15 protein-coding genes are annotated in these 14,199 nt (G+C 70.3%); 9 read left to right on the top strand and 6 right to left on the bottom strand.

Features of this window, described 5'->3' with window-relative positions; all coding sequences use genetic code 11:
• Positions 1-30 precede the first annotated feature (30 nt).
• Entirely contained in the window at positions 31-789 is a 759-nt protein-coding gene (locus FNV62_RS10635) for an alpha/beta fold hydrolase (RefSeq protein ID WP_143612759.1), read from the top strand.
• Between the two features lie 4 nt (positions 790-793).
• On the opposite strand, the gene FNV62_RS10630 is transcribed toward FNV62_RS10635, so the two are convergent.
• Positions 794-1,393 carry a class I SAM-dependent methyltransferase gene (locus FNV62_RS10630; protein ID WP_143612758.1) on the bottom strand — a complete coding sequence of 200 codons (600 nt, stop codon included), beginning with the start codon at positions 1,391-1,393 and terminating at the stop codon, positions 794-796.
• Between the two features lie 152 nt (positions 1,394-1,545).
• Between FNV62_RS10630 and FNV62_RS10625 the strand changes: the two genes are divergently transcribed.
• The 5 genes from FNV62_RS10625 (at position 1,546) to FNV62_RS10605 (ending at position 6,579) form a co-directional block, all read left to right on the top strand.
• Positions 1,546-2,319, top strand: coding sequence for an MHYT domain-containing protein (locus FNV62_RS10625; RefSeq protein WP_054228914.1), 774 nt, complete (start codon positions 1,546-1,548; stop codon positions 2,317-2,319).
• A gap of 66 nt (positions 2,320-2,385) precedes the next feature.
• A complete protein-coding gene (locus tag FNV62_RS10620) occupies positions 2,386-4,968 on the top strand; it encodes a sensor histidine kinase (RefSeq protein ID WP_143612757.1) in 2,583 nt (860 codons plus the stop codon).
• Entirely contained in the window at positions 4,965-5,402 is a 438-nt protein-coding gene (locus FNV62_RS10615) for a roadblock/LC7 domain-containing protein (protein WP_054228912.1), read from the top strand. The genes FNV62_RS10620 and FNV62_RS10615 overlap by 4 nt, the downstream gene beginning before the upstream one ends.
• 19 nt (positions 5,403-5,421) lie before the next feature.
• Positions 5,422-5,817, top strand: coding sequence for a DUF742 domain-containing protein (locus tag FNV62_RS10610; protein ID WP_054228911.1), 396 nt, complete (start codon positions 5,422-5,424; stop codon positions 5,815-5,817).
• 156 nt (positions 5,818-5,973) lie between these two features.
• A complete protein-coding gene (locus tag FNV62_RS10605; protein ID WP_143612756.1) occupies positions 5,974-6,579 on the top strand; it encodes a GTP-binding protein in 606 nt (201 codons plus the stop codon).
• A 39-nt stretch (positions 6,580-6,618) separates the two neighbouring features.
• On the opposite strand, the gene FNV62_RS10600 is transcribed toward FNV62_RS10605, so the two are convergent.
• Positions 6,619-7,047: a PPOX class F420-dependent oxidoreductase gene (locus FNV62_RS10600; RefSeq protein WP_097283697.1), complete on the bottom strand. Its 429-nt coding sequence runs from the start codon at positions 7,045-7,047 to the stop codon at positions 6,619-6,621.
• Between the two features lie 93 nt (positions 7,048-7,140).
• Between FNV62_RS10600 and FNV62_RS10595 the strand changes: the two genes are divergently transcribed.
• Both FNV62_RS10595 and FNV62_RS10590 read left to right on the top strand, forming a co-directional pair.
• Entirely contained in the window at positions 7,141-7,554 is a 414-nt protein-coding gene (locus tag FNV62_RS10595) for a roadblock/LC7 domain-containing protein (RefSeq protein ID WP_054228908.1), read from the top strand.
• Positions 7,555-7,682: 128 nt separating this feature from the next.
• Positions 7,683-8,675, top strand: a complete 993-nt coding sequence (locus FNV62_RS10590) for a DUF6397 family protein (protein WP_143612755.1) — start codon at positions 7,683-7,685, stop codon at positions 8,673-8,675.
• Positions 8,676-8,691: 16 nt separating this feature from the next.
• Here FNV62_RS10590 and FNV62_RS10585 read toward each other — a convergent pair whose 3' ends face one another.
• Together FNV62_RS10585 and FNV62_RS10580 are read right to left on the bottom strand one after the other, a co-directional pair.
• Positions 8,692-9,558 carry an acyl-CoA thioesterase gene (locus FNV62_RS10585; protein ID WP_054228907.1) on the bottom strand — a complete coding sequence of 289 codons (867 nt, stop codon included), beginning with the start codon at positions 9,556-9,558 and terminating at the stop codon, positions 8,692-8,694.
• 19 nt (positions 9,559-9,577) lie between these two features.
• Entirely contained in the window at positions 9,578-12,091 is a 2,514-nt protein-coding gene (locus FNV62_RS10580) for a DEAD/DEAH box helicase (protein ID WP_143612754.1), read from the bottom strand.
• Between the two features lie 145 nt (positions 12,092-12,236).
• Here FNV62_RS10580 and FNV62_RS10575 point away from each other — a divergent pair, with 145 nt between their 5' ends.
• Positions 12,237-13,031 (top strand): metal-dependent hydrolase, encoded by a 795-nt coding sequence (locus FNV62_RS10575; protein ID WP_054228905.1) that lies wholly within the window; start codon positions 12,237-12,239, stop codon positions 13,029-13,031.
• Between the two features lie 125 nt (positions 13,032-13,156).
• On the opposite strand, the gene FNV62_RS10570 is transcribed toward FNV62_RS10575, so the two are convergent.
• Positions 13,157-13,432, bottom strand: a complete 276-nt coding sequence (locus FNV62_RS10570) for a type B 50S ribosomal protein L31 (protein ID WP_054228904.1) — start codon at positions 13,430-13,432, stop codon at positions 13,157-13,159.
• 33 nt (positions 13,433-13,465) lie between these two features.
• Positions 13,466-13,936, bottom strand: a complete 471-nt coding sequence (locus FNV62_RS10565) for a DUF5709 domain-containing protein (RefSeq protein WP_054228903.1) — start codon at positions 13,934-13,936, stop codon at positions 13,466-13,468.
• Between the last annotated feature and the right edge of the window lie 263 nt (positions 13,937-14,199).

Below are 14,199 nucleotides of genomic sequence, written 5' to 3'. Positions count from 1 at the left end.
GAAAGAAACAGGCAGACTTGAGGGAGAGCGATGAGGCAGGCCGAGTTCGACGGCAAGGGAAGCTGCATCCGCTGGACGGAGGCGACGGGCGCTGAACCGGCTCGGGTGTACGTACACGGACTGGGGTCGGCCTCGACGGTCTATAACGCCCACATCGCGGCCCGGTCCGAACTGGCGGGGCGCCGGACCTTGTTCGTCGATCTGCCCGGTCACGGCATCAGTGATCGGCCCGCGGACTTCGGCTACGCCCTGGAGGACCACGCGGACGCGCTGGCGGCCGCCCTGGACGAGGCCGGTGTCACGGCGGCGGAGCTGGTCGCGCACAGCATGGGCGGCGCGGTGGCGATCGTGCTCGCCCATCGGCGTCCCGAGCTCGTGTCCAGGCTGGTCCTCGTGGAGGCGAACCTCGACCCCTACCCACCGGTCAAGGCGGGCAGCAGCGGCATCGCCTCGTACACGGAGGAGGAGTACGTCGAAAACGGTGGCCACGCGCGCGTGCTCGACAAAGTCGGCCCCTCCTGGGCGGCAACCATGCGGCTCGCCGACCCGCGCGCGCTGCATCGCACCGCGATCGGCCTTGCGCGCGGCACGGTCCCCACGATGCGCCACCTGCTCGAAGAGCTGACGGCGGACCGTGTCTACCTTCAGGGGGCGCTGAGCGGTGAACTGGTGAACAGGGAGGAGCTGGAGGCCGCCGGAGTCCGGGTGGTGACCGTTCCCGGTGCGGGGCACAACGTCATGTTCGACAACCCCGACGTCTTCGTGGCCGAGGTCGCCGGACAGGTCTGAGGCCTCAGCCCCGCCGCGTGGCCAGCGCCAGGAAGCGGACGTCCTCGTCGACGTACGAGGTCATGTCCCAACCGGAAGCGGCCAGCAGAGGGCGGAGATTGGCCTCCGCCCTGAGGTCGTCCGGTGTGATCCGGCGCCCCTGGCGCGCGGCGAGCGCGGCCCGGCCGATCGGATGGAACAGCGCCAGCGTTCCGCCGGGCCGCACCACCCGCGCCAACTCCCTCAGATTCTCGGCGGGGTTGGGCAGATGCGCGATCAGCCCCGCCCCGAGGACGGCGTCCAGCGACTCCGTGCGCAGCGGCAGCGCAGTGACGTCGGCGAGCAGCAACTGCCCGTCGCGGTGCCGTCCGGCCCGTACCGCGGCCGCCAGCATGGCCGGGGTCAGATCGGCTGCGACGACCACTCCGGAGGGCCCCACGGCCGCGCGCAGCGACGGCAGCGCCCGTCCGGTGCCACAGCCCGCGTCGAGCACCCGGTCCCCCTCGCGCAGCCCGAGTTCGCCGACCGCCGCCGCATAGGCCGGCCCGTCGTCGGGGAACCGCGCGTCCCAGTCGGCCGCGCGCGCCGTGAAGAACTCCTGGACGTGTGTGTGGTCGTCGCTCATGTTCCGCATGATCTCTCACCGACACGAAGTACGACGCTGTGCACACGTTCGAGCGTCATGCGATCGGTCATGTACCTGTCTGTGTCATATTTCAACACCTTTCGAAATGCGCCCCCTTTGCGCGCCCCTGACCGGACTAGCGTCCCTGGGCCATGGGACACCTGGACCACGCCGCCTTCGGCTGGCTGACCCCCGTGCTGTCGTACGTGATGGCCTGTATAGGCGCCGCCCTGGGGCTGCGCTGCACGGTCCGCGCGCTCGGCGCCACTGGGCGCTCGCGCCGCAACTGGCTGCTCACCGCGGCCTCAGCGATCGGCACCGGCATCTGGACGATGCACTTCGTGGCGATGCTCGGCTTCAGTGTCAGCGGTACGGAAATGCGCTACAACGTGCCGCTGACCATCCTCAGCCTGCTCGTCGCGATGGTCGTCGTCGGCGCGGGCGTCTTCGCCGTCGGCTACGGCCGCGACCGGGGCCGTGCGCTCGTCCTGGGCGGGCTCACCACCGGACTCGGCGTCGCGAGCATGCACTACCTGGGCATGGCGGCGCTGCGGCTGCACGGCGTCGTGCGCTACGACCCGGTGCTCGTCGGGCTCTCCGTCGTGATCGCCGTGGTCGCGGCCACCGCGGCCCTGTGGGCGGCGCTCAACATCAGGTCGCCCGTCGCGGTCGCCGTCGCCTCCCTCGTCATGGGTGGGGCGGTGAGCAGCATGCACTACACCGGAATGATGGCGGTGAGCGTGCGTGTCAGCCCCTCCGGGGAGGCCCTTCCCGGGGCCACGGCGATGCAGTTCATCTTCCCCCTCGCCGTCGGCCTCGGGTCCTATCTCTTCCTGACCTCGGCATTCGTCGCGCTGTCCCCGACGGCCCGCGAGCGCGAGGCATCCGCATCGGCCCAGCGGCCGGTCGAGAGCGTCGCCCGCTAGCCAGTGGCCGGCCCGAGCCACGACGGCTCGGACGACACGCCCCGAACCACTTCGAGCGAGGAGGCCATGCGTACACCCCGTAGGACCCCTGCAGCCGGCGCCGAGCCGTCGGCCCCACCCCCGCAGCGCGGCCGCCGCGCCCACGCGGGACCGCCCGCCGACGAGTACACCGACCCCGACGAGGACGCCACAGGGACGCCGTCAGAGGCGTCCGCGTGCGCGGGACGATGGCGCATACGTCCTCGCACGGTACGGGCCAAGATCGTCTGTCTGCTCATGGTGCCGGTCGTCTCGCTGCTCGCCCTGTGGGCGTACGCCACGGTGAGTACCGCCCAGGACGTCGCGCGACTGCGGCAGGTGCAGCGCGTGGACTCCACCGTCCGAGCCCCGGTCGACGACGCCGTCGCCGCTCTCCAGGCCGAACGCGCGGCCGCCGTTCGCCGTGCGACCGACCCGACCTCCGAGCCACAGAGCGATCTCAAGACGCTGGCGGAACGCACGGACCGCGCGGTGGCGAAGCTGCGACTGGGCGACCACAACACCGTCGCCGACGGCGCCGATCTGCCCGCCGGAGTGGCCGGACGGCTCGATGCGTTCGTCAACGGGGCCGAGAGCCTGGGGCCCCTGCGCACCGCCGTACTGGAGCGCCGTACCGGATGGGACGAGGCGTACGGTCAGTACACCAGGACCATTTCGGCGGCCTTCGCGGTCGGGGGCGCCCTCACCGGCATCCAGGACGCCGACCTGGGCTCCGACGCGCGCGTACTCCTCGAATTCTCCCGGGCCGGCGAGGCACTGGCCCAGGAGGACACCGTGCTGTCGGGTGCCCGGCTCGCCCACACCCTGGACGGTGAGCGACTGCGGCAGTTCACCGGGGCGGTCGCGACCCGCCGCGCCCTGACCGACGCGGCCGTCGCGGATCTGCGTGGACCCGAACAAGCCTCCTGGCGCGACCTCGTGACGGGGAGCGCGTACGCCGACGTACGCGCCGTCGAGGACAAGGTGCTCGCGTCGAGGCCCGGCGGAAGCGCCGTCGACGCCGCGCCGGAAGCCGACTGGAACACCGCCCACGCGCGCGTGCAGGACGCCATGCGCGCCATCGAGGCGAAGGCGGGCCGGGGTGTCGCGGACCGTGCCGACCCCTTGACCCGCGGTCTGCTGACACCCGCCGGCGCCGCCGTCGTGTTCGGCCTCGCCGCCGTCGCCGCCTCGCTCGTGATCTCCGTACGCATCGGACGCGGCCTCGTCGTCGAGCTGGTGCTCCTGCGCAACAGTGCCCTCGAGATCGCTCGACGCAAGCTGCCCGAGGCGATGCGCAAGCTGCGCGCGGGAGAGGAGATCGACGTCCGTGCGGAGGCTCCGCCGGGAGCACCCTCGGAGGACGAGACCGGACAGGTCGCCGAGGCCCTGGGCACCGTGCACCGGGCCGCCCTGCGCGCCGCCGTCGAACGCGCGGAACTGGCCAGCGGGATCTCGGGGGTCTTCGTCAATCTCGCCCGGCGCAGCCAGGTCCTCGTGCACCGCCAACTGAGCCTGCTGGACAGCATGGAGCGCAGGTCCGAGGACCCGAACGAACTGAGTGACCTCTTCCGGCTCGACCACCTCACCACCCGGATGCGGCGCCACGCGGAGAGCCTGATCATCCTGTCCGGCGCCGCACCCGGCCGGGCCTGGCGCATGCCGGTCTCGCTGACGAACGTGGTCCGCGCGGCCGTGTCCGAAGTCGAGGACTACGCGCGCGTGGAGGTACGACAGCTGCCCGAGGCATCGGTCGGCGGCGCCGCCGTGGCCGACCTCACCCACCTCCTGGCGGAAATCGTCGAGAACGCCGCCCAGTTCTCCCCGCCGCACACCCGCGTCCGCATCACCGGCGAACCGGTCGGCAACGGTTACGCCGTGGAGGTCGAGGACCGAGGGCTCGGCATGGGCAAGGAGACGCTCGACGAGGCCAATCGGCGCATCGAACAGTCCGAGGCGCTGGACCTGTTCGACAGCGACCGGCTCGGTCTCTTCGTGGTGAGCAGGCTCGCGGCCCGGCACGGCATCAAGGTGCACCTGCGCACTTCGCCCTACGGGGGCACCACCGCCGTCGTCCTGCTGCCGACCGCGCTGCTGCACGGAGGCGCGGCGGAACGTTCCCCCCGCAAGACAGACAACGAAGGGCCCGACGAACGCGAGTACGCGCGTGTGTCGGCCGCCCCGGAGCACGACTCCGTCCAGGCGCCCATCGAGCGGCCCGCACTCGTGCCCCTGGTGCAGACCGCTGTCGAACCCCCGGCGCATGGCTTGCCGGAAGCCCCCGTGAACGTCTCGTCCGAAACCCCTCTGAACGGCTCGCCGGAAACGACACCACCTGGAGTCACCACTTTGCGGCTGCACCGCCCTCCGGACGACTCCGAGGGGTCCGACGACCTCCCACGGCGCGTACGGCAGGCGAGCCTCGCGCCCCAACTGCGCGCACAGCGAGCCGAGGAGCCGACACAAGTGGCGGCCCACCAGCACGACGACAGACGCACCCCCGAACTCGTACGGGACCGTATGGCGGCCTACCGCGACGGCTGGGCGCGCGGCAGCGGCAGAACACCCGGTCTCGGCGCCACCCCAGACCCCGATGCGGGCAGCGACAGCAGTGAAGGAGACCCCGCATGATCCAGGACCCGAGCATGAGGGCAGCCCAGCGATCCGGCGAACTCGACTGGCTGCTGGACGATTTGGTGCTGCGCGTCGCCGAGGTGCGGCATGCGGTGGTGCTGTCGAACGACGGACTGGCGGTGGGTTCCTCCACCGGCCTCAGGCGCGAGGACGCCGAACACCTGGCTGCCGTCGCCTCGGGCTTTCACAGTCTGGCCAAGGGCGCGGGACGTCACTTCGGCGCCGGGGGTGTACGCCAGACGATGGTGGAGATGGATGACGGCTTTCTGTTCGTCGCGGCAGCGGGCGACGGCTCGTGCCTCGCCGTCCTCACCGCGGTCACGGCCGACATCGGTCTGGTGGCTTATGAGATGGCGCGGCTGGTCAAGCGTGTCGGCGAGCACCTCTACACGCCGCCGCGGGTCGCCGCGCAGCCGCCCGCCGCCGGATGACCGAGGGCGGGCGGCGCAGATGACCGAGGACCTCGCGGGCAGCCAGTGGTACGACAGCGAAGCGGGACCGCTCGTCCGGCCCTACGCGATGACGGGCGGCCGCACCAAACCGGGCCCCACCGGAGTGCGCTTCGACCTGATCGCTCTGGTCACCCTCGACAAGGCTGCACCCGGAGTCGACGAGGACTCCCTGCTCGGGCCGGAGCACCGGGCCCTCATCGACCTGTGCCGCTCGGAGACGCAATCCGTGGCGGAACTCGCCGCGGACGCGGACCTGCCGGTGGGCGTGGTCAGGGTGCTGCTCGGCGACCTGATGGAACTGGGCTGCGTCACCATCAGCCGCCCGGTGCCGCCCGCGCAACTGCCCGACGAGCGGATCCTCCGCGAGGTGATCGAGGGACTGAGGGCGCTCTAGATGAACGACGCGACTCCACACATCCAGGGCAACCACGCGACTCCGCACACCCAGATGAACGACGCGACTCCACACACGCGCACCCATGCACCGACGCACACCCGGCACCGTTCGACCGACGCCGACCGCTGCCGCCACTCCCGAGAGAAGTGATCGATGGTCTCCGAGAACTCCGACGCCTCGGCCGACGAAACGGCCGCCCTGGCGTTGAAGATACTGGTCGCCGGCGGGTTCGGCGTGGGTAAGACCACCTTGGTGGGCGCGGTCAGCGAGATCAGGCCGCTGCGCACCGAGGAACTGCTCAGCGAGGCGGGTCAGTCGGTGGACGATACCGACGGCGTGGACCACAAGGTCACGACGACCGTCGCCATGGACTTCGGACGCATCACCATCCGGTCCGGCCTCTCCCTCTACCTCTTCGGCACGCCGGGCCAGGACCGGTTCTGGTTCCTGTGGGACGAGCTGTCACAGGGCGCGCTGGGGGCGGTCGTCCTTGCGGACACCCGCAGGCTCGAGGACTGCTTCCCCGCGGTGGACTACTTCGAGCACCGGCACATCCCGTTCGTGGTGGCCGTCAACTGCTTCACGGGCGCTCGCGCCTACGGCGCCCAGGACGTGTCCCGCGCCCTCGACCTCGATCGCGGCACGCCCGTGGTGCTCTGCGACGCCAGGGACCGCGACTCCGGGAAGGAGGTACTCATCCGGCTCGTGGAGTACGCCGGGCGGGTGCACACCGCCCGGCTGCTCGACTCCGTCGGTTGAGGCCACGGAACATCGGACCGAGGCCTCCGAAGGAGAGACCTAGTCCGACACCGAGGCCCAAGCCACGACCTTCTCGATACTCACGCGGACGAGGAGTTCACCCGGGACGCCGTTGCGCTTCCCGAACTCCTCGGCCCGATCCTCGCCCATGTAGCGTGCGCCGATCCGAGCTGCCCAGTGACGCAGCTCGTCCAGATCCTCCGACAACTCGGCACGACCCTCCAGAACCACGAAGTCGAACGGCGGCTGGTCGTCGTCCACGCAGAGGGCGACTCGCCCGTCGCGGGCCAGATTCCGACCCTTCACAGTGTCCTTCGCGGTGTTGAAGAGCAGGTGGTCGCCGTCCAGCAGAAACCAGATCGGCGCCACGTGCGGACTTCCGTCGGCGCGGACGGTCGACAACTTTCCGGTGCGGGTGCCCTGCGAGACGAAGGCCCGCCATTGCTCATCGGTCATCTTCTGTGCCATGCGCCCATCCTCCTTGCCCGGAGGGCGGCCGTGGGGAAGGCTGGCTGGTCGGATCCTCCGGCCAGGGGGAAAAGAATCACGGGGAGATGGAGCATGGCGCAGAACACGGGGCTCGGCTGGCTGCTCGACGATCTGACCGAGCGCGTCGAGCACGTACGGCACGCGTTGGTGCTGTCCAACGACGGGCTGGTGACCGGCGCGAGCACAGGGCTTCGACGTGAGGACGCCGAGCACCTGGCGGCGGTCTCGTCGGGCCTGCACAGCCTGGCGAAGGGCTCAGGTCGGTACTTCGGCACCGGTCAGGTGCGCCAGACGATGATCGAGTTCGACGACGCGGTACTTTTCGTCACCGCGGCGGGTGCGGGCAGCTGTCTGTGTGTCCTCAGCGCCGCGGAAGCCGACATTGGCCAGGTCGCCTACGAGATGACACTGCTCGTCAACCGTGTCGGCGAGCACCTCGGCGTGGACGTACGCCAACCGGAACGTTCCTCTTCCGTAGATCTCTGACCTGCGGATACGTCATCGCGGTCAGAGTTATCCACAGGGTCGCCGCGAGATCCGCCGAACCGGCTACGGTTTTTCTCGAAGCAAGCGCCCGACGGCGCGAGCACCTCACTCCACGGGGGAGAACCGTCATGTCCGGCAACACCATCATGCAGTCCACCGCCCCGCAGTCGGCCGCCTCGCAGTCCACCGCATTGCAGTCCACCGCATCGAGGCCCGCCACAACGTCGCTCGCACGCGCCGCGCGAGAACTGGAGCTCAGGCGCGGCGAGTTCGACCTCGCACTGCATCTCGGATGTGTCCGCACCGTTCCCGACGAGGGGGGAGGCGGACGCCGCGTCAATCGTGCGGAGATCGAGCGGGTGCGCTCCGAGGACGGCTTCCCCGAGGCACTGCGGGAACGCGTCAAGGCCGTCGGCACCACGGAGGGCGCGGCGCTGATGGGCGTGACGGCCGCCAGGTTCACGCGCTTCGCACGCCTGGGTCTGGTGGTGCCCGTGAAGTTCTACCTGAACCGGTACAGGGCTGTGGTCTGGCTGTACCTGGCCGAAGAGCTGCGCCAGTTCGGGGCGGACGAGCAGAACGCGAGGCTGCTGAAGGGCCGTACCCCCGAGGGACTCCGCGACCAGCTGGAAGCCGGCCTGGATCTCCGCCCCCGCAACTGGCGGGGCCGGCACATGGGATTCCTGCTGCGGCAGACCGAGGACCCCTGGGCGCAGGCCGCGATCGTGGCCTCCCTGCTCGACCCCGCTCAGGTGGCCGAGATCGTCAGGGACCCCTACGAGCGCGCGTATCTGAACCGCTTTCGGCCCGAGCGGGCCGCCCATGGCGCCGCGCCGGACACGCCCGCCGCACACCTCGTCTCGCGCATCATGACGGCCGAGGATCCCGACGAGATCAGCTGGCTCCGTGCCGACCTGGGCCAGGCACTCGTCGAGGCCCGAGAGCTCCGCCCCGCGCCCCGTCCGACCCCGAAGGCCCCGCCCACGCCGGTCTCCCCCTTGAGCGCGGCGGCTCCGGCGGTCTCGCGATCGCGGGAAGCCGCCCTCGACGACCCGGCCCCGAGCGTGGAGCCCGAGCGGCCACGCAGGCTCCTCGGGTGGCTGCGCCGCAGAAACCCCTGACCCCTTTCCTGCATCCCTACAGCGCCCGAAAAAGGCCCTCCTGGACGACCGAGACGAGCAGGCGTCCCTCCAGGTCGTAGATGCGCCCTCGGGCAAGCCCGCGACCGCCCGTCGCGATCGGCGACTCCTGGTCGTACAGGAACCACTCGTCCGCGCGGAACGGCCGGTGGAACCACATCGCGTGGTCGAGCGAGGCCATGTCGAAGCCGCGCTGACCCCACAGCGGCTCCACCGGGATGCGGACGGCGTCCAGGAGGGTCATGTCGCTCGCGTAGGTGAGGGCGCAGGTGTGCACCAGCGGGTCGTCGCCCAGTGGCCCGACGGCACGCATCCACACCGCGCTGCGCGGCTCCGCGTCCTTTATCTCCTCCGGGGTCCAGCGCAGTCCGTCCACGTACCGGATGTCGAACGGCTGGCGGCGCGCCATGCGCTCCAGCGACTCGGGAAGCGCGCCCAGATGCTCGGTGATCTCCTGCGAGACCGTCGGAAGTGACTCCGGGTGCGGTATCTCGCGGGCCGGCGGCAACTGGTGCTCGAAGCTCCCATCCTCAGGCTTGTGAAAGGAGGCGGTCAGATTGAAGATCGTGCGCCCCTGCTGCACGGCGGTGACGCGACGGGTGGTGAACGACCGCCCGTCCCTGACCCGTTCGACCTGGTACACGATGGGCACGCCCGGCCGGCCCGGGCGCAGGAAGTACGCGTGCAGTGAGTGCACCGGCCGGTCGGCCTCGGCGGTGCGCCCGGCCGCCACCAGGGCCTGGCCCGCCACCTGGCCGCCGAAGACCCGCTGCAGCGATTCGTCCGGGCTGCGGCCACGGAAGATGTTGACCTCGATCTGCTCCAGGTCGAGCAGGTCGACGAGCCTCTCGGCTGGGTTCGTCATGTGTGGGATTCTCCTGTGCTCACAACTGGCCGACGTCGGTGACCTTGACGACCGCGCGACCCTCTGCGTCGGAGGCCACGAGATCGACCTCCGCGCTGATACCCCAGTCGTGGTCACCGTTCGGGTCGGCGAAGGTCTGACGGACGCGCCACAGACTGTTCTGCGGCTCCTCCACGATCGACAGCAGCTTGGGGCCGCGGGCGTCGGGGCCCGTGCCGAGGTCCTCGTACTCGTCCCAGTACTTGTCCATCGCCTCGCCCCAGGCGTCGGCGTCCCAGCCGGCTTCGCCGTCCATCTCGCCGAGCTCGTCGACGTTGTCGAGTGCGGCGAGTTCGACACGGCGGAACATCGCGTTGCGGACGAGGACACGGAAGGCGCGGGCGTTCGACGTGACCGGCTTGACCTGGTCGGCCCTCTCCTGGGCCTCCTCGGCCGTCATCTCCTCGGGGTTGGCGAGCTGCTCCCACTCGTCGAGGAGGCTCGAGTCGACCTGGCGCACCAGCTCGCCCAGCCAGGCGATCAGATCCTCCAGGTCCTCGGACTTGAGGTCGTCCGGGACGGTGTGTTCAAGCGCCTTGTAGGCACTCGCGAGGTAGCGCAGGACAATGCCCTCAGTACGGGCGAGCTCGTAGTTGGAGACGAACTCCGTGAAGGACATGGCCCGTTCGTACATGTCACGGATGACGGACTTCGGCGACAACGGATGGTCGCCGACCCACGGGTGGCTCTTGCGGTAGGTGTTGTAGGCGTGGAAGAGCAGCTCCTCCAGCGGCTTGGGGTACGACACGTCCTGGAGCCGCTCCATGCGCTCCTCGTACTCGACGCCGTCCGCCTTCATCGCCGCCACGGCCTCGCCGCGCGCCTTGTTCTGCTGGGCCGCGAGGATCTGCCGCGGGTCGTCCAGGGTGGACTCCACGACGGACACCATGTCCAGGGCGTAGGAGGGCGACTCGGGGTCCAGCAGCTCGAACGCGGCGAGCGCGAAGGTCGACAGCGGCTGGTTGAGCGCGAAGTCCTGTTGCAGATCCACGGTGAGGCGCACGATGCGACCCGTGGCGTCCGGCTTGTCGAGCTTCTCGACGATGCCGCCGTCGAGGAGCGAGCGGTAGATCGCGATCGCCCGCCGGATGTGCCGCAGCTGCTGCTTGCGCGGCTCGTGGTTGTCCTCCAGCAGATGCCGCATCGCGTCGAAGGCGTTCCCGGGCCGGGCGATCACCGCCAGGAGCATGGTGTGGGTGACCCGGAAGCGGGAGGTGAGCGGCTCGGGATCGGAGCCGATGAGCTTCTCGAAGGTGTTGTCCGTCCAGCCGACGAAGCCCTCGGGAGCCTTCTTGCGGACCACCTTGCGGCGCTTCTTCGGGTCGTCGCCCGCCTTGGCGAGCGCCTTCTCGTTCTCGATGACGTGCTCGGGCGCCTGCGCCACGACGAAGCCCGCCGTGTCGAATCCGGCGCGCCCGGCACGGCCGGCGATCTGGTGGAACTCGCGGGCACGGAGCGTGCGCACCCGGTTGCCGTCGTACTTCGTCAGCGCCGTGAACAGCACGGTGCGGATCGGGACGTTGACGCCGACACCGAGGGTGTCCGTGCCGCAGATGACCTTCAGCAGACCGGCCTGGGCCAGCTTCTCCACCAGCCGCCGGTACTTGGGCAGCATGCCCGCGTGATGCACGCCGATGCCGTGGCGTACGTACCGGGAGAGGTTGCGGCCGAACTTGGTGGTGAAGCGGAAGTTGCCGATCAGCTCGGCGATCTGGTCCTTCTCCTCGCGCGTGCACATGTTGATGCTCATGAGCGCCTGCGCCCGCTCCACGGCCTGAGCCTGGGTGAAGTGGACGATGTAGACCGGAGCCTGCTTGGTCGCGAGGAGCTCGGTGAGCGTCTCCGTCAGCGGGGTCAGCACGTATTCGTAGGAGAGCGGCACGGGCCGGGTCGCCGAGCGGACCACCGACGTGGGACGTCCGGTGCGCCGGGTGAGGTCCTTCTCGAACATCGAGACGTCGCCGAGCGTCGCCGACATCAGGATGAACTGCGCCTGCGGCAGTTCCAGGATCGGGATCTGCCACGCCCAGCCGCGGTCGGCCTCCGCGTAGAAGTGGAACTCGTCCATGACGACCTGGCCGACGTCGGCGTGCTTGCCGTCCCGCAGCGCGATGGACGCCAGCACCTCGGCGGTGCAGCAGATGACGGGGGCGTCGGAGTTCACGGAGGCGTCGCCGGTCAGCATGCCGACGTTCTCGGTGCCGAAGATCTTGCACAGCTCGAAGAACTTCTCCGAGACCAGTGCCTTGATCGGCGCCGTGTAGAAGGTGACCTCGTCGCGGGCGAGCGCAGCGAAGTGGGCGCCCGCGGCGATCATGCTCTTGCCCGAGCCGGTGGGCGTCGAGACGATCACGTTCGCACCCGAGACCACCTCGATCAGCGCCTCCTCCTGATGGGGGTAGAGCGTGAGACCGCGTTCCCCGGCCCACGACTCGAAGGCTTCGTAGAGGGCGTCGGGATCTGGGGTCTTCGGCAGCTGATCGATGAGGGTCACGCCCCCATCTTGCCTGTCGACCCGCTCGATGGGGGAATCGGATGCTCGTCCGAAGATCACGACCGTTACGCTGTGGCGCCGACGAAGCGTCAGCGTATGCGGGCAACTGGACAGCGGCAGAAGAAGAATGGGGCGGGGAACGGCCATGATGGGACCAGCACACTCACTCTCGGGAGCCGCGGCCTGGCTCGGCGTCGGAGCGGCAGCGGCCGCCACCGGCCACACGATGCCCTGGCCGGTCCTCCTCGTCGGCGCCCTGATCTGCGCGGGTGCCGCGCTCGCCCCCGACCTGGACCACAAGGCGGCGACGATCTCGCGGGCCTTCGGGCCCGTCTCACGGACCCTGTGCGAGATCGTCGACAAGCTCTCGTACGCCGTCTACAAGTCGACCCGCAAGCCGGGCGACCCACGGCGCAACGGCGGCCATCGCACGCTGACGCACACCTGGCTGTGGGCGGTGACGATCGGCGCGGGCACCGCGGTCCTTGCGATCACAGGTGGCCGCTGGGCGGTCCTCGCCATCCTCTTCGTGCACATGGTGCTCGCGATCGAGGGACTGCTGTGGCGGGCCGCCCGCGGCTCCAGCAGCGACGTCCTGGTCTGGCTGCTGGCCGCGACCAGCGCCTGGATCCTCGCCGGAGTCCTGGACAAGCCGGGCAACGGTTCGGACTGGCTGTTCACCGCGCCGGGCCAGCAGTACCTGTGGCTCGGCCTGCCGATCGTCCTGGGCGCCCTGGTGCACGACATAGGCGACGCGCTCACGGTGTCCGGCTGCCCGGTCCTGTGGCCCATCCCGATCGGCCGCAAGCGCTGGTACCCGATCGGCCCGCCCAAGGTGATGCGCTTCCGGGCCGGCAGCTGGGTCGAGCTCAAGGTGCTCATGCCGGTCTTCATGCTGCTCGGCGGAGTGGGCTGCGCGGCGGCGCTCAACGTCATCTGAGCGAGTGCGTCAGCCCCGCGGGCCCCAGGAGGAACCTCAGCCCCGCACGTCCGGGGAGGAGTGTCAGCCCCACAGGCCCGAGGAGGAGCGTCAGCTCCTCGGGCCCGAGCGCGGGGGGCAACCCCTCACGCCGTCCCGTCCTTGCCCGCTCCCTGCCCCGCACCCCCGTACCGCCTCTCGAACTGTGCGATCCGGCCCTCCGAGTCCACGGTCCGGGCCTTGCCCGTGTAGAAGGGGTGGCTCTCCGAGGAGATCTCGACGTCGACGACCGGGTAGGTCTCACCGTCGTCCCACTCGATGGTCTGGTCGCTCGTCGCGGTGGACCGGGTGAGGAACGCGTACCCGGCGGCGCGGTCGCGGAAGACGACGGAGTGGTAGTCGGGGTGCTTGTCCTGCTGCATGGGTGCTCCTTGGGGGAGAGGGGCGGGGGCCGGTCAGCCGGACGTGGTGTCCTCGTCGACGATGTGCATCGCGGCCTCCTCGGCCGAGGCCGCGGCCCCGTCGATGCCGACGTCGGTGGCGATCAGCCCGCTCTCGTCGTCCTCGTGCGCTCCCTCATTGGGGGCGACGAGACGACCGGAGCGGCTGGCGCCCACTTCGTTGTCCCAGGCTTCGCCGTCGGTGCCCTGGCAGTCTCCGATGCCGTCCCCGTCCGGCTCGGCGATGTCGGGCATCTCCTCCGCGAGGCGTTGGTCCAGGCTCTCGCCCTGGCGGCGCTCCGCGGCGGTCACCCCGGAGTGCTCCACCGCCCACGGCCGCTCCGGCGGGGACCAGCCCCGGTCGAGCGGGTCACCGACACCGTCGGAGAGCAGGGTGTCCTCGGAGTCGAGCAGCCCCGCGTCGTCCTGGACCTCGGATCCGTCGGGCTGGTAGACGTCGTCTCCCCATCCGTCGACGCTGTTCACGGGTACCTCCAGGTGATGCGGGCGAGCCCGATCCCACCGCGCTCGACGGCGGGCGCGCGGGCCACTCGACACAGGCTTCGCCCTTCGCGAACCGGGTGGTTCCCGGGCGTTCCCCGAGCCGGTGCCGATATCCAGCCTTCCACTCCGGTTCGGCACTGCGCAACGCCACACGGTCCGAGGCGGTACGGGCCCGCCCGCGGAGGCGGGTCCCGGGCGCCGGTGCGACCCCTGCCGCACAGCCGGTGCGGACCCCTGCCGCAGAC

Origin of the sequence: Streptomyces sp. RLB3-17 (assembly GCF_007113425.2) — a bacterium.
Taxonomy (GTDB): domain Bacteria; phylum Actinomycetota; class Actinomycetes; order Streptomycetales; family Streptomycetaceae; genus Streptomyces; species Streptomyces mirabilis_D.
This window is presented reverse-complemented; position numbering and strand designations above follow the sequence as displayed.

Coding starts and splice junctions, on each gene's coding strand:
- FNV62_RS10635 (WP_143612759.1), top strand. CDS start 31: ATGAGGCAGGCCGAGTTCGACGGCAAGGGAAGCTGCATCCGCTGGACG.
- FNV62_RS10630 (WP_143612758.1), bottom strand. CDS start 1,393: ATGAGCGACGACCACACACACGTCCAGGAGTTCTTCACGGCGCGCGCG.
- FNV62_RS10625 (WP_054228914.1), top strand. CDS start 1,546: ATGGGACACCTGGACCACGCCGCCTTCGGCTGGCTGACCCCCGTGCTG.
- FNV62_RS10620 (WP_143612757.1), top strand. CDS start 2,386: ATGCGTACACCCCGTAGGACCCCTGCAGCCGGCGCCGAGCCGTCGGCC.
- FNV62_RS10615 (WP_054228912.1), top strand. CDS start 4,965: ATGATCCAGGACCCGAGCATGAGGGCAGCCCAGCGATCCGGCGAACTC.
- FNV62_RS10610 (WP_054228911.1), top strand. CDS start 5,422: ATGACCGAGGACCTCGCGGGCAGCCAGTGGTACGACAGCGAAGCGGGA.
- FNV62_RS10605 (WP_143612756.1), top strand. CDS start 5,974: ATGGTCTCCGAGAACTCCGACGCCTCGGCCGACGAAACGGCCGCCCTG.
- FNV62_RS10600 (WP_097283697.1), bottom strand. CDS start 7,047: ATGGCACAGAAGATGACCGATGAGCAATGGCGGGCCTTCGTCTCGCAG.
- FNV62_RS10595 (WP_054228908.1), top strand. CDS start 7,141: ATGGCGCAGAACACGGGGCTCGGCTGGCTGCTCGACGATCTGACCGAG.
- FNV62_RS10590 (WP_143612755.1), top strand. CDS start 7,683: ATGTCCGGCAACACCATCATGCAGTCCACCGCCCCGCAGTCGGCCGCC.
- FNV62_RS10585 (WP_054228907.1), bottom strand. CDS start 9,558: ATGACGAACCCAGCCGAGAGGCTCGTCGACCTGCTCGACCTGGAGCAG.
- FNV62_RS10575 (WP_054228905.1), top strand. CDS start 12,237: ATGATGGGACCAGCACACTCACTCTCGGGAGCCGCGGCCTGGCTCGGC.
- FNV62_RS10570 (WP_054228904.1), bottom strand. CDS start 13,432: ATGCAGCAGGACAAGCACCCCGACTACCACTCCGTCGTCTTCCGCGAC.